General features: G+C 68.7%; 12 protein-coding genes. 5 read left to right on the top strand and 7 right to left on the bottom strand.

Annotation, left to right across the window (positions count from 1 at the left end):
• Positions 1-221: 221 nt before the first annotated feature.
• Entirely contained in the window at positions 222-797 is a 576-nt protein-coding gene (locus tag ACWELJ_RS22165; protein WP_452368032.1) for a TetR/AcrR family transcriptional regulator, read from the bottom strand.
• 113 nt (positions 798-910) lie between these two features.
• On the opposite strand from ACWELJ_RS22165, the gene ACWELJ_RS22160 reads away from it, so the two are divergent.
• Both ACWELJ_RS22160 and ACWELJ_RS22155 read left to right on the top strand, forming a co-directional pair.
• On the top strand, positions 911-2,629 hold the full coding sequence (locus ACWELJ_RS22160) for a nitroreductase family deazaflavin-dependent oxidoreductase (protein WP_452368031.1): 1,719 nt from the start codon (positions 911-913) through the stop codon (positions 2,627-2,629).
• A 125-nt stretch (positions 2,630-2,754) separates the two neighbouring features.
• Positions 2,755-3,609 (top strand): class I SAM-dependent methyltransferase, encoded by an 855-nt coding sequence (locus tag ACWELJ_RS22155; protein ID WP_452368030.1) that lies wholly within the window; start codon positions 2,755-2,757, stop codon positions 3,607-3,609.
• Here the strand turns inward: ACWELJ_RS22155 and ACWELJ_RS22150 are convergent.
• The 6 genes from ACWELJ_RS22150 to ACWELJ_RS22125 all read right to left on the bottom strand — a co-directional run bounded on the left by ACWELJ_RS22150 (position 3,600) and on the right by ACWELJ_RS22125 (position 8,826).
• A complete protein-coding gene (locus tag ACWELJ_RS22150; protein ID WP_452368029.1) occupies positions 3,600-4,631 on the bottom strand; it encodes a zinc-binding dehydrogenase in 1,032 nt (343 codons plus the stop codon). The two genes, ACWELJ_RS22155 and ACWELJ_RS22150, sit on opposite strands and share 10 nt — an antisense overlap.
• A 47-nt stretch (positions 4,632-4,678) precedes the next feature.
• On the bottom strand, positions 4,679-5,557 hold the full coding sequence (locus ACWELJ_RS22145; protein WP_452368028.1) for a VOC family protein: 879 nt from the start codon (positions 5,555-5,557) through the stop codon (positions 4,679-4,681).
• Positions 5,558-5,585: 28 nt separating this feature from the next.
• Positions 5,586-6,668 carry a 2Fe-2S iron-sulfur cluster-binding protein gene (locus tag ACWELJ_RS22140; protein WP_452368027.1) on the bottom strand — a complete coding sequence of 361 codons (1,083 nt, stop codon included), beginning with the start codon at positions 6,666-6,668 and terminating at the stop codon, positions 5,586-5,588.
• Positions 6,669-6,803: 135 nt separating this feature from the next.
• A complete protein-coding gene (locus ACWELJ_RS22135; RefSeq protein ID WP_452368026.1) occupies positions 6,804-7,049 on the bottom strand; it encodes a hypothetical protein in 246 nt (81 codons plus the stop codon).
• An 11-nt stretch (positions 7,050-7,060) separates the two neighbouring features.
• Entirely contained in the window at positions 7,061-8,221 is a 1,161-nt protein-coding gene (locus ACWELJ_RS22130; protein WP_452368025.1) for a Rieske 2Fe-2S domain-containing protein, read from the bottom strand.
• A 110-nt stretch (positions 8,222-8,331) separates the two neighbouring features.
• On the bottom strand, positions 8,332-8,826 hold the full coding sequence (locus tag ACWELJ_RS22125) for a flavin reductase family protein (RefSeq protein WP_452368024.1): 495 nt from the start codon (positions 8,824-8,826) through the stop codon (positions 8,332-8,334).
• A gap of 247 nt (positions 8,827-9,073) precedes the next feature.
• On the opposite strand from ACWELJ_RS22125, the gene ACWELJ_RS22120 reads away from it, so the two are divergent.
• From ACWELJ_RS22120 to ACWELJ_RS22110, 3 genes are all read left to right on the top strand, one after another.
• Positions 9,074-9,907 (top strand): IclR family transcriptional regulator, encoded by an 834-nt coding sequence (locus ACWELJ_RS22120; RefSeq protein ID WP_452368023.1) that lies wholly within the window; start codon positions 9,074-9,076, stop codon positions 9,905-9,907.
• Positions 9,908-9,944: 37 nt separating this feature from the next.
• Complete coding sequence (locus tag ACWELJ_RS22115; RefSeq protein WP_452368022.1) at positions 9,945-10,562, top strand: PadR family transcriptional regulator; 618 nt, start codon at positions 9,945-9,947, stop codon at positions 10,560-10,562.
• Positions 10,563-10,664: 102 nt separating this feature from the next.
• A complete protein-coding gene (locus ACWELJ_RS22110; RefSeq protein ID WP_452368021.1) occupies positions 10,665-12,473 on the top strand; it encodes an MFS transporter in 1,809 nt (602 codons plus the stop codon).
• Positions 12,474-12,492 lie beyond the last annotated feature (19 nt).

Genomic DNA, 12,492 nt, shown 5'->3' with positions numbered 1-12,492 from the left:
GGCGTACTGGCACGAGGGCCCGGCGGCCGCGCTCGCCTGGGCCTGCGCCGCCGGGGCCCTGGCCACCACGAAATTGGGCGCCAGCGCATCGGTTCCGGCGGCGGACGAGGTCGAGGCGGTACTCGCGGCGGACGGCGCTCGATAGCCGACTTCGCCACCGGCCTCGGCCGGCGCGACGGCGGTCTCGGCCCGGTCCGATCGGACCCGCTCGGATCGAAGCCTCAGACGATCGTCTTCGTCGCCGTGTGCAGGGCCACGAGGTCGGCCATCTGCTTGCCCGCACGTTCCAGGGGCTCGGTCGTCCGGCTCGCCAGCGACATGACGACCGCGCCCTCGATGGCGGCGATGATCGTGGTCGCCAGCGAGCGGGCGGTGTCGGCCTCGACGCCCTCGGCCGCGAGCCGGGTGGCGAGGATGGCCTCCCATTCCTCGAAGGTCTCCCCCGCCACGTCGGCGGCCTCCGGCGATTCGGTGCGGCCCAGAGCGGCGGCGGTGATCGGGCAGCCGGCGGCGAAATCGCTGGTGACCAGGACGTCACGCCACATGGCCGGGAAGGCCGCGATGGCGCTGGCGAGGTCGGTGCCACTGGTGACGGTGCGCATCAGGGCGCTGGTGGCCTGGCCGGCGGTGCGGGTGGCCTCGGCGACGAGTTCGGATTTGCCGCCGGGGAAGTTCAGGTAGATGGACCGGCGGGAGATGCCGCTGTGTTCGAGCAGCTGGGCGATGCCGGTTCCGGCGATGCCGTTGCAGCGCATCAGGGCGATGGCGCTGTCGATGAGGCGGTCGCGGGCACCCATGGACGGTTCCTCCTTGCTGTATACCGATCGGTGTACTACCGTGTCGGATATACCGATTGGTCTACCCAAGTGTAGTCCGCTTGCCACCACTTCCACGAGGAATCGGGACACCCATGCCGCCGGCAACCGCACAGCCGACCCTGCACGATCCGCTGCGATTGACCAGCGGTCAGGTGCTACCCAATCGCATTATGAAGTCGGCCCTGAGCGAGGGTCTGGCGAATGGCGACAATGCCCCCGACGCGCGCCTGGAACGCCTCTACGAGCAGTGGAGTCGCGGCGGCTACGGCCTGATCGTCACCGGCAATGTCATGGTCGACCGGCGACACTGCGGCGAACCCGGCAATGTGGCCATGGAGGACGACCGCCACCTGGCCGCGCTCACCCGCTGGGCCGACGTCGCCAAGGACGGCGGCGCGCGGGTCTGGGTGCAGCTGAATCATCCTGGCCGGCAGGCCAATCCGATCGTCACCCGGACGCGCGCGGTCGCGCCGTCGGCCATCGCCATGGGCATTCCGGGCATGCCCGCGCCGCGCGCGCTGACCGAGGACGAGATCCTCGACATCATCGCCCGCTTCGGCGCCGCCGCCCGCGTCGCCGAGGCCGCCGGATTCGACGGCGTGCAGATCCACGGTGCGCACGGCTATCTGGTGTCCCAGTTCCTGTCTCCGCTGTCCAACCAGCGCACCGACGGCTGGGGCGGCGACGCCGAACGCCGCCGCCGTTTCGTGCTCGAGGTGGTGCGCGGCATCCGGGCCGCGGTGAGCCCCGGGTTGGGGCTGGGCATCAAGCTGAACTCGGCCGACTTCCAGCGCGGCGGTTTCACCGAGGACGAGTCGCGCGCGGTCATCGAACGGCTGTCCGCCGAAGCGGTGGACCTCATCGAGATCAGCGGCGGCAGTTACGAATCCCCCGCCATGCTCGATCGTCCGCGCACCGCGTCGGCGAGCACCCGGGCCCGCGAGGCCTACTTCCTCGACTACGCCGAGACCGCCCGGCAGGCGGCCGGCTCGGTGCCGATCGCGGTGACCGGCGGGTTCCGCTCCCGCGCGGCCATGTCCGAGGCCTTGGCGGAGGGCACCTGCGATGTGATCGGCCTGGGCCGCCCGACCGCCGTGATCCCCACCGCCGCGGCCGATCTGCTCAGCGCGCGCACCGCCGCGCTGCGTTCCCCAGCGATCACGCTGGGCCTGCCGCCGCGGCTGGCGGCCAACGGCGGGCTCAAGTCCTTCGACGGCGCGCTGGACCTGCAATGGCACACCGACCAGCTGCATCTGCTGGGCGCGGGCAGCGCCCCCGATCCGGACCGCTCGCCGTGGCGCACCGCGGTGACCATGCTGCGCCGCAACGGTTTCGACGCCTTCCGCAGCAAGCGGTCCGCCGCCCCGCGCACCGCCGCCGACCGCGCCGCCCGCAAGTTCCGCGTCGAGCGCGCCATGGGCCGCCACGTCATGAACCCGGCGGTCCGGGCACTGGACCGGATCGGCATCCGCACCGCCTTCGCCAGCGAGATCGAGACCGTCGGCCGTAAGTCCGGGCAGCCGCGCCGGGTCCCGGTGTCACTGCTGTTCGACGACGAGGGCGCGTGGGCCATCTGCCAGCACGGCCTGCGCTCGGGTTGGGGTCTGAACATCTCCGCGAACCCGAATGTCCGGGTCCGCCAGGGTGATCGCTGGCGCAGCGGCACCGCCGCGCTGCTCCCCGACGACGATGTGGTGGCGCGCACCCGCGGCTTCGCCCCACATCCGCTGCTGGCGCCACTGGCGCGCGGCATGTTCGCCGCTTTGGAGAGCGATCCGGTGACCGTCCGGATCACCTTCACGGATCGATGATCCGATGACGATCAACCGCCACCGGGACGTTATTTTCTTGTGATATGGTGAAAGCGGAATCGAATTCTCCTGTCTACCATCGGATCTCACGGCAATTGCCGAATTCCGGATGATGGGAGAATTCGATGGACGACGGCGCACCGAGCGACAAGGGCCCGAGCCGGACCGCGATGATCGCGGCCGCGGCGCGCGCCGCGCATCTGGTCGTGGATCACCCGCCGCATCTGTTCCATGACACCGTGGCCGCGACACTGCTGGGCGACCGTGCCGCCGAACTGCTGGCCTACCATCGCGAATCCGGTGATCACCCGGTCCTCAGCGGCAGCCGATCCCAGGTCAGCGCCCGTGCGCACTACACCGAGACCCGGCTGGCGACAGGCGGTTTCGAGCAGTACGTGATCCTCGGCGCGGGTTTCGACACCTTCGCCTGGCGGGCCGAGCCGGCCGGGCGGGTCGCCGTCTACGAGGTGGACCATCCGGCCACGCAGGCATGGAAGCGGGAGCTGCTGGCCGACGCCGGATTCGATACGACGGCGGCGGAATTCGTCGGCGTCGACTTCGAGCGCGGCGATCTGACCGCCCAGCTGAAGGCCCACGGCTTCGACCCCGATCGCCCCGCCCTGGTGAGCTGGCTGGGCGTCACCATGTACCTGACCGGACCGGCGATCGCCGCCACCCTGGACACCCTGTCCGGTCTCGCGCCCGGCACCGAACTGGTCATGGAATACGCGCTCCCGGAGGAACTACAGGACGAATCCGGCCGGGTGTTCGCGCAATTCGCCCGCCTGGCCTCCGCGCAGCAGGGCGAGCCCATGCTCAGCCACTTCTCCCCCGAGTCGGTGACGGCCCTGCTGAACGCGCACGGATTCACGGTCGCCGAACACATCTCGCAACGGGACACCGTCGACGCCGCGCTCTGGCAGCGCACGGACGGACTCGCGCCCGTCGACTTCTGCCGCTTGGTGCGGGCTCACCACTGAGGGCGGACCAGGATCTGGATGTGGTCGTCGGGATCGCGCAGTGCCTCGATCGCGTCGGCGACCCCGTCCAGCCCCACCTGATCGGTGATCAGCGAGGCGGCGTCCACGGTGCCGTCGGCGATGCGGCGCAGGGTCTTCGCGTACTCCTCCTGCGGGTAGACCATGCACATCTGCAGCGAGATGTCCTTGTAGAGGCCGACGACGGGCCGGATGACGTCGTCGGTCATGACCGCGCCGATCTGCAGGATCGCGGTCTCGCGCGGCACCTTGTACAGGAGGTCGTTGAGCAGGCCGGTCACCGAGGCGCAGACCCACACGTGCAGTTTCTGGCCGGGCATGGCCAGCTCCTGCCAGACCTCCACCGGATCCTCGGCGCCCGGGTCCACCACGCGGTGCGCACCCATCCGCAGCGCGGCCTCGCGGCGCAGTTTCGAGGGATCCGAGGCGACGATGGGGGCGACGCCGCGTTCGGCCAGCGCGGCCACCGCGCCCAGACCGACGGGGCCGCAACCGATCACGATGCCGGTGCCGTCCGGCCCGATCCCGGTGCGGGCGACATTGCCGAAGCCGACCGCGAGGGGTTCGGTGAGGGCGGCGACGTGCGGGGGCACATGGCCGGGAATCGGTTCGAGCGCCATGGCCTGCAACACCATCCGCTCACCGAACCCGCCGGGGAATTCGTTGGAGTAGCCGATGCCGTGGATGCCGCCCGCGCGGTCGAGCGCCCAGGGCAGCGCGACCACGGCCTGCCCCTCGACGAACGGCGTGTCCGGTCCCGCGCCGATGACGCGGGCGGACAGTTCGTGGCCCAGCACCAGATCCCGGCACGGGTCGAACAGGAAGGTCGGCACCCCGCTGTCGCGCGAGGCCTGCAGGAACTCGTCGGTGTAGTCGAGGGCCTGCTTGTCGGACCCGCAGATCCCGCAGGCGATGGTCTCGACCAGCACCTGACCCGGTCCGGGCACCGGTTCCGGAATCTCGTCGACGACGAGCTTCCGGTTCCGCATGACTACCGCGCGCATGTTTCGTCCTAGCCTCGGGTCAGGGTGCCGACCGCGATCTCACTGTCCTAGCCGCGGGCCCATTCGTGACCCCAGTAGCTGTCGGCGGTCATCTCCTCGGCCACGTAGTCGTCGCCGACGAGCATGCCCTCGCAACCGAATTCGAGATCCCAGTTGCCGGGGGTGCGCACGTAGAACGAGATCATCTTGTCGTTGGTGTGGCGGCCCAGCGTGGAGGACAGGTGGTAGCCCGCCTTGTTGACGCGGTCCAGGGCACGGCCGACATCGTCGAGCGAGTCGACCTCGATCATGACGTGCACGATGCCGGGGCCGTCCGGGCGCGAGCCGGGGATCAGCGCCAGGCTGTGGTGCCGGGCGTTGACGCCCATGAAGCGGATCCAGATCGGGTGCTCGGGCGGGCCGACCCGGAACGAGCCGCGCGAGGCGAATCCCAGGACGTCGGTGTAGAACTGGCGCGCTTCCTCGATGTCGCGCACCGGCAGCACCACGTGGCCCAGGCCCAGATCGCCGGTGACGAAGCGGTTGCCGAACTTGCCGACCACCGGGCTGTGGTCCAGCAGCGGGCCGTGGAAGACCTCGACGGTGAAGCCGGACGGGTCCACGAAGGAGATGGCCTCCTCGACGTGCCGGTTCACGGCCTCGGCCACCGACAGCTCGGTGACCTCGACCTTGGCCTGCTCCAGGATCTCGCGCACCAGGTTCAGCGAGCGCCGGTCGGCGACCTGCCAGCCGACGGCGATGACCGCGTCGCGGTCGCCGGGGACCAGTTCCAGGCGGTATGTGTGCTCGTCGACGCGCAGGTAGATCGAGTCCGGGTTGGGGCCGGTGCCCTCGGCGAAGCCGATGGTGTCGAAGGCGAACGCGCGCCAGGCGTCCACATCGGCGATGTGGGCGCGCACGTAGCCGAGCGAGGCGAAGGCAGCCATGGTGATACTCCTCGGGAGATTCGGGATATCAGGAATAGGTGACGGTGACGTCGTCGGTGACCGGAACGGCCTGGCAGGCGAGCACATAGCCGTCGGCGATGTCCTCCTCCTCCAGAATCTCGTTGCGGCGCATGGTGACCTCGCCGGTCAGGACGCGGCACACGCAGGCGCTGCACGCGCCTTCCTTGCACGAGTACGGGGCGTCCAGTCCCTTGGCGAGCATGGTGTCGAGCAGGGTCTGCCGGCGCGGCCACGGCATTTCGTGGTTCTCGCCGTCGAGTTCGACCTGCACGGTCGCGGCGTCGCCGGCGTCGATCACGACCTCGCTCGCGGCGGTGTCGATCTCGAACGGGTTGCCCGACAGCGAGACGAACTTCTCGGCGTGCACGCGCTTGCGGTCCGCGCCCAGCTCGGTCATGGCGGCGGCGACCGCGTCCATGAACGGGCCGGGACCACAGACGAAGACCTCCCGGCCCGCCCACGGCCGCGCCAAGGAGGCCAGGGTGGCCACGCTCGGCAGGCCCTGCACGGACTGCAGCCAGTGCAGCACCAGCAGCCGATCCGGGTGCGCGGCAGCCAGTTCCGCGAGCTCCTCGGCGAAGATCACCGAATTCTCGTGCTGGTTGGCGTAGATCAGCGTGCAGTGGCCGGCGCCTTGCGCCAGCACGGATTTCAGGATGGACAGCACCGGGGTGATGCCGCTGCCGCCGGCGAACAGCAGCAGGTCGGTGTCGAGCGAGTCGGGGGTGAAGATGCCGGCGGGCGGCAGCACGTCCAGGGCCAGGCCCTCGGCGGCGTTGTCGCACAGCCAGTTCGAGCCGTAGCCGTCGACGGTCCGCTTGACGGTGACCTTCAGCGGGCCACCCTCGTGCGGGGCGCTCGACAGCGAGTAGCAGCGGCTGACCGAGCCGGTCAGGTCGCTGGGGATGCGCAGGGTGAGGAACTGGCCCGGACGGTAGGAGAACCGTTCGGCGTGCGCGGCGTCGGGAACGAGCTCGAGCGACACCGCGTCGGCGGTCTCGCGCACCACGCGCACGATCGTCGCCGATGTGATCCCGCTCACCTGAGCGGTCGCCACGGCCTCGTCTACCTCGAAGTCTGTGACCGTCATCCGTTCCACCAGTTCCATTCCTGTGCTGTTCGTTTCGAACCCGTCCCCGCGGGTATCAGATAACCGGGGCCGACCGCCGACGATGTCGGAAGGCCCACCCAGAGGAGGCCGGCCCGCGGCGGGCCGGCACCCTACTCAGGCCCGAGTTCGCCCACGGGTGCGGACGTCCGCATCCCGCGTGCTGACCGTCAGCGCACCCGAGGCGACCGCCTCGTCGATGCTGGCCCGCAGCTCACGGCAGGTATGCGAACGCAACCCGGTCCGCTCGAGTTCCGTGCAGGCGGCCTGCGCTTCCTTGTTCCACTGCACGCTGGTGTGCTGATCGCTGAACTTCTCGACCTGCACGCAGGTCCCGCAGGACCGGCACGAAACCTTGTCCATGGCAATGCCTCTCAGGCGCCGGTGCCGGATGCGTGGCCCGCCACGGCGGCGTCGCGCTTGGCGATGTTGTCGGCGACCTCGGCCTCCCACGCGGTGACCGCGCGGGTGGTGTCCACCTCGAACTCGAAGCGGTCGGTCATCTCGTCCGCGATGTCGGCGACGTCCACGTAGAACTGCTCGTACCAGCGACGCAGCTGGTAGACCGGCCCGTCCTCCTCGCACAGCAGCGGGTTGTTGATCCGCGACTTGCGCTTCCAGATGGCCGCGTCCTGCTCGAAGCCCTTGCCCAGGCCGCCGACGAACTTGGCGGCGATCTCCGCGGCCTGCTCGGCCGGGACGCCCTCGGGCTTCTTGGCGATCGCGCCGTACTGCAGCACGAACTGGTTCTCGTTGATCGGGTAGTGGCAGTTGATCAGGTAGCCCTCGACCACGAGACCGTTGGGGCTCTCGCTCTTGAGGTAGTCGATCATGTAGGACGGCCCGTAGTAGGAGGCCTCCGACTGCAGCACGTTCTTGCCGCCCAGCGCCTTGGCGGTCTCGCCCATCATGTCCTCACGCGAGACGGAGGTCATGTACTGGCTGGCGGTGTGGCCCTCGAAGACGTTCTTGAAGAAGGTCGGGAAGCCGTAGTGCACGTAGAAGAAGTGCGCCATGTCCACGACGTTGTCGACGACCTCGCGGCAGTTGGCGTCGACGATCATCGAGTTCCAGGTCCAGTCGGTCCACTGGTCGTCGACGTCGATGTGCGGGATGGCCAGCTCGGCGGGCGGCTGCTTGTTCTCCGGGTCGTTCCAGACGAACAGCTGCTTGTTCTCGACCATGGTCGGCCACGCCTTGGTGCGGGCCAGCGGGGGCACGCGGCGCGCGTAGGGGATGCCGGTGCACTTGCCCTTGCCGTTCCAGCGCCAGTCGTGGAACGGGCACGCGATGGAGTCGCCCTTGACGGTGCCGTCGGCCAGGTTGCCGCCCATGTGGGGGCAGTAGGCGTTGAGCACGTTGAGGTCGCCGCTCTCGGTCGCGAACACGACGAGCTCGGTACCGAAAGCCTTGACGGTGTGCGGCTTTCCGTCGCGGAAGGAGTCGGCCAGGCCCAGGCAGTGCCAGCCGCGCGCGAATCGAGTCGGGGGCTTCCCGGCATCGATGACTCGCACCTCACTGTCCGTGGTGGTCATGTGAATTCCTCTCCCTTTGCCTTGCTTCGATGGTTGCGGCCGGTGTGACGGCGGCGACAGCGCAGTCTCACTGGCCGGGCGGTGACTACTGATAGTCGAGACGGGCCCGTTTACGGATGCTCGAGACGACCGAACGCGGCGCGGTAGAACAGCAGCGGCTTGGCTTCGGAATGTTCATTCAAGCAGGTCACGCGTCCGATGACGATGGTGTGGTCGCCGCCGTCGGCCTCGTCGTAGAGCTCGCAGTCGATCGAGGCCATGGCCCCGGCCAGCAAGGGCGAACCGTTCTCCGAGGGGGCCCACTCGACGCCCGCGAACTTGTCCGGGCCAGGGCGGCCCAGCTGCCGACAGAGCTCGGCCTGATCGTCGGCCAGGATGTTGACACAGAACCGCCCGATGTCGCGGATGCGCGGCCAGGTGCTCGAGGTCCGCGCCGGGAAGAAACTCACCAGCGGCGGGTCGATGGACAGCGATGCGAACGACTGGCAGGCGAAGCCGAGCGGCTCGTCCTCGTCGAGGGCGGTGATCACGGTGACCCCCGAGCAGAAGCGCCCGAGGACGGTCTTGAAGGCCGTCGCGTCGATGGCCGGGGTCTGATCGAGCACCGGCTCCTCCTTATTTCGATCCGAAATATAGCTAGCAGTCATGACAGCAGGTCGTGAGCAGGAGGCGTCAACACACTGGTTCGGTGATCGGGACACGGATCCGTAGGTTTTACGTAGTTCTCCCGATTCCGCAGGTTGTGGCGTGCGGCACTGTGATGGGTAGCACAAGCTCCGAGCTAGGTACATGCCTAATCGGAATAGCCCCATCCGATACACCCAGCCCGGATATGAACCAACGGAGGTACATATGACCATCGCCATGCTGCCGCCCGCGGAGACTCGACACCCCCACAACCCCATGCGCGCCAAGGAATCTCGCGCGAGTGCCGAAGTCCCCGTCTCGATGATCGAGCGGATGACGCTGATCCTGGACGCCTTCGACGCCTCCACCCCCACCCTCACGCTGCTCGGTCTGGTCGAGCGCACCGGGCTGCCGCGGTCCACCGTGCACCGGATCCTGGACCAGATGATCAAGCTGCGCTGGCTGGCCCACACCTCCGGCGGCTACCGGCTGGGCATGCGCGCCCTCGAGCTGGGCGGCCTGACCGCCGACCACAACGAGATCCGCGACGCGGTCTCCCCGCTGCTGCACGAGCTGAGCCAGCGCACCGGCATGGTCGGCCACCTGGCCGTGCTCGACGGCCGCGACGTGGTCTACCTGGACAAGGCCGGCGGCCGCTTCGCCGCGAGCCTGCCCACCCGGCTGGGCGGCCGGATGCCCGCGCACGCAACCGCTCTCGGCAAGGCCATGCTGGCCTGTCTGGAGCCGAACATCGCCGAGGCCGCGCTGCGCACCCGCCTGCCGCGCCTGACCCCGCGCACCATCTGCGAGCCCGAGGCGCTGACCCGCGAGCTGCAGCAGATCCGCCTGCGCCAGGGCGTGGCCATCGATCGCGAGGAGGCCATCGCCGGAATCGCCTGTGTCGCCGCGCCGCTGCGGGGCCGGGGCACCGCGCCCGCCGCACTGTCGCTGTCGGGCCGTGCCGAGGGCATGAGCTACGACCGGCTGGCCCGCGTCGTGCTCGAGGTCGCGCACGAGGCCGGGCGCACCCTGTTCCCGCGTCGTGCGCACTGGCGTTGATCGGAGCGGGCAGATGCCGGGGCGATACAGTTCGATGATGATCGATGGCGTGCCGTCCGCGGAGGCGCGGGCGATTCCGGACCTGCCCACGACCGCGTGGGCGGTGCTCGGAATGCTCTCGCATGCCGAGGAACTCTCCGGATACGACCTCAAGAAATGGGCCGACTGGAGTCTTCAGTTCTTCTACTGGAGCCCCTCGTTCTCCCAGATCTACGCCGAGCTCAAGCGTTTGGAGAAGCACGGGTACGCGGTGTCGCGGACCGTGGTCTCCGAGGACGGCATGCGCGGCAAGCGCATGTACGCCATCACCGAGGCCGGGCGCGAGGCCGCGTCGGAGTGGGTCAACCACTCCCCCGTCGAGGCCCCGGTGCTCAAACACAGTGTGATGCTGCGGGCTTGGCTCGGTCATCTGGCCGAGCCGGACCGGATGCGCGAGATCCTGCACCAGCACATCGAATACACCGAGACCATGCGCCGCCGGGCACAGGCCGACGCCGAGGGCGCGGACGTGAATCCGGACTGGGCCTACCCGAGCGCGGTCTTGCGGTGGTGCGTCAAGCATTACGAGGCGGAGAAGGAATTCGCAGAGGACTTGCTGTCAGATTTGGACAAATTGGCGAGGCAGCGTAGCCGCCGGAAGACCGCGAAGAAATAGAATTCCGGTAATTCCCACTGACCGGACTTTGTGATGGGCAGCACTCTCCGGGCGTGACACGGTTCACAGGATCGTGTTACTACCCACCCTGGAGGACGCACTATGTCCACCTCCGTCGACACCGCGGTGCCGCCCGGAACTGCGCCTGACGACTCGGGTCGTCTCGACGGCGCGTCAAATCTGAGGATCTGGTCGGTCCTCGCGATCATCGTGCTGTTCACCGAGGTCTCCCCGATGCAGTACGTCATGGTCGCCTCGGCGTTGCGCCAGATCGCGCCGTCGTTCCCCGATCAGGGGGCGAACATCAACTGGTCCATCATCGTCTTCGGCATCTTCGGCGCCGCCGTGTCGCCGCTGATCGGCAAGCTCAGCGACATCTACGGCAAGAAGCGGATGTTCCTGGTCTGCGGCCTGCTGTTCCTGATCGGCACGATCATGTGCGCGGTCACCAGCAACTGGGCGGTCTTCCTGGTGGGCCGCGCACTGGAGGCCACGGCCATCGCGACGACCGTCGTGTCCTACGGCCTGATCCGTGACCTGATGCCGCGCCGCATGGTGCCCATCGGCCTCGGCATCGCCTCCACCGGTCTGGGCGTCTCGGCGCTCGCCGGCCCGCTGATCGGCGGCTACATCACCGATCACACCAGCTGGCGCGGACTGTTCTGGTTCCTGTTCATCTTCACCCTGGTGATGACCCCGCTGCTGATCCTGTTCGTCCCGGAGTCGAAGCTGCGCACCCCGCAGCGCCTGGACATCATCGGCGCGGTGCTGCTCGGCGCGGGCGCCACCCTGACCCTGCTGTACCTGGACAAGGGCCAGGACTGGGGCTGGAGCAAGCCGTCCACCCTGGTGTGGCTGATCGGCGGCCTGGTGCTGCTGGCCCTGTTCCCGATCGTGGAGATGCGGGCCAAGAACCCCATCATGGACATGAAGCTGCTGTTCAACCCGCGCGTCAGCGTGGTGCTGTTCATCGGTCTGCTGGCCTCGTTCATGATCGGATTCCAGTCCTACGCAACCGGTTACATGACCCAGTCGCCGCCCTCGTCGGAGGTGGTCTCGCAGGTCAAGGACGCCACCTGGGAGCAGGTGAAGCAGGGCGCGCTGGCGCAGGCACAGGCGCAGGCGCTGACCCAGGCGCGAGCCCAGGGCCTGGCCCAGGCCGAGGCGCAGGCCAAGGCCGCCATGCCCCCGGGCATGGAGCTGCCGGCGGCGCTGAAGCAGCAGTTGACCGACAAGGTCAACGCCCAGGTGACGCCGGAGATGGTGAACTCGCAGGTGCCGCCGGAGATGGTGTACTCGCATCTGCCCCCGGACATGGTCAAGGTGGACCTCGAGCCCGGCTACTCCTACGGCGACAACTTCACGCTGCTGAAGTTCGCCACCCACGTGACCCTCGCGCAGTCCTTGCTCGCCATGCTCTTCGGCTTCGTCGGCGGTCTGTGGATCCGGCGCTCGGGCGCCCGCTGGCCCCTGGTGACGGCGCTGACCATCTTCGTCGGCAGCGGTCTGGCCTTCGCGGCGCTCTCGCACGGCTGGCAGATGATCTCGCTGATCAGCGCGGTGTACGGCATCGCGTTCGCGTTCTACTACGCGTCCACGCCGAACCTCATCGTGGAAGGCGTTCCGGCGCAACAGCAGGGCATCAGCGCGGGCATGCTGGGCGTCATGCAGGCCATGGGCGCGGCCATCGGTCTGGCGGTGGCCACGGCGTTCCTGACCGCCAACCCGGTCAAGGCGGTGGTGTCGGTGACGGGTGCGCCGCCGGTCACCAAGGAGATCCCGATGCTGTACGCCGACAAGGGTTACGAGCTGGGCTTCTACTTCGTGGCCGCCTCCGCGGCGGTGGCGCTGGTCGGAGCGCTCGTCATGAAGCACGGCCGAACCCCGGCGACGGGTGGTGCCGCGCACTGACCGCAGAGCCGGATCGGCA

The sequence above is a fragment of the Nocardia sp. NPDC004582 genome, assembly GCF_053602115.1.
The sequence above is the reverse complement of the archived record's forward strand: the minus strand, read 5'-3'. Positions and strand labels throughout refer to the sequence as shown.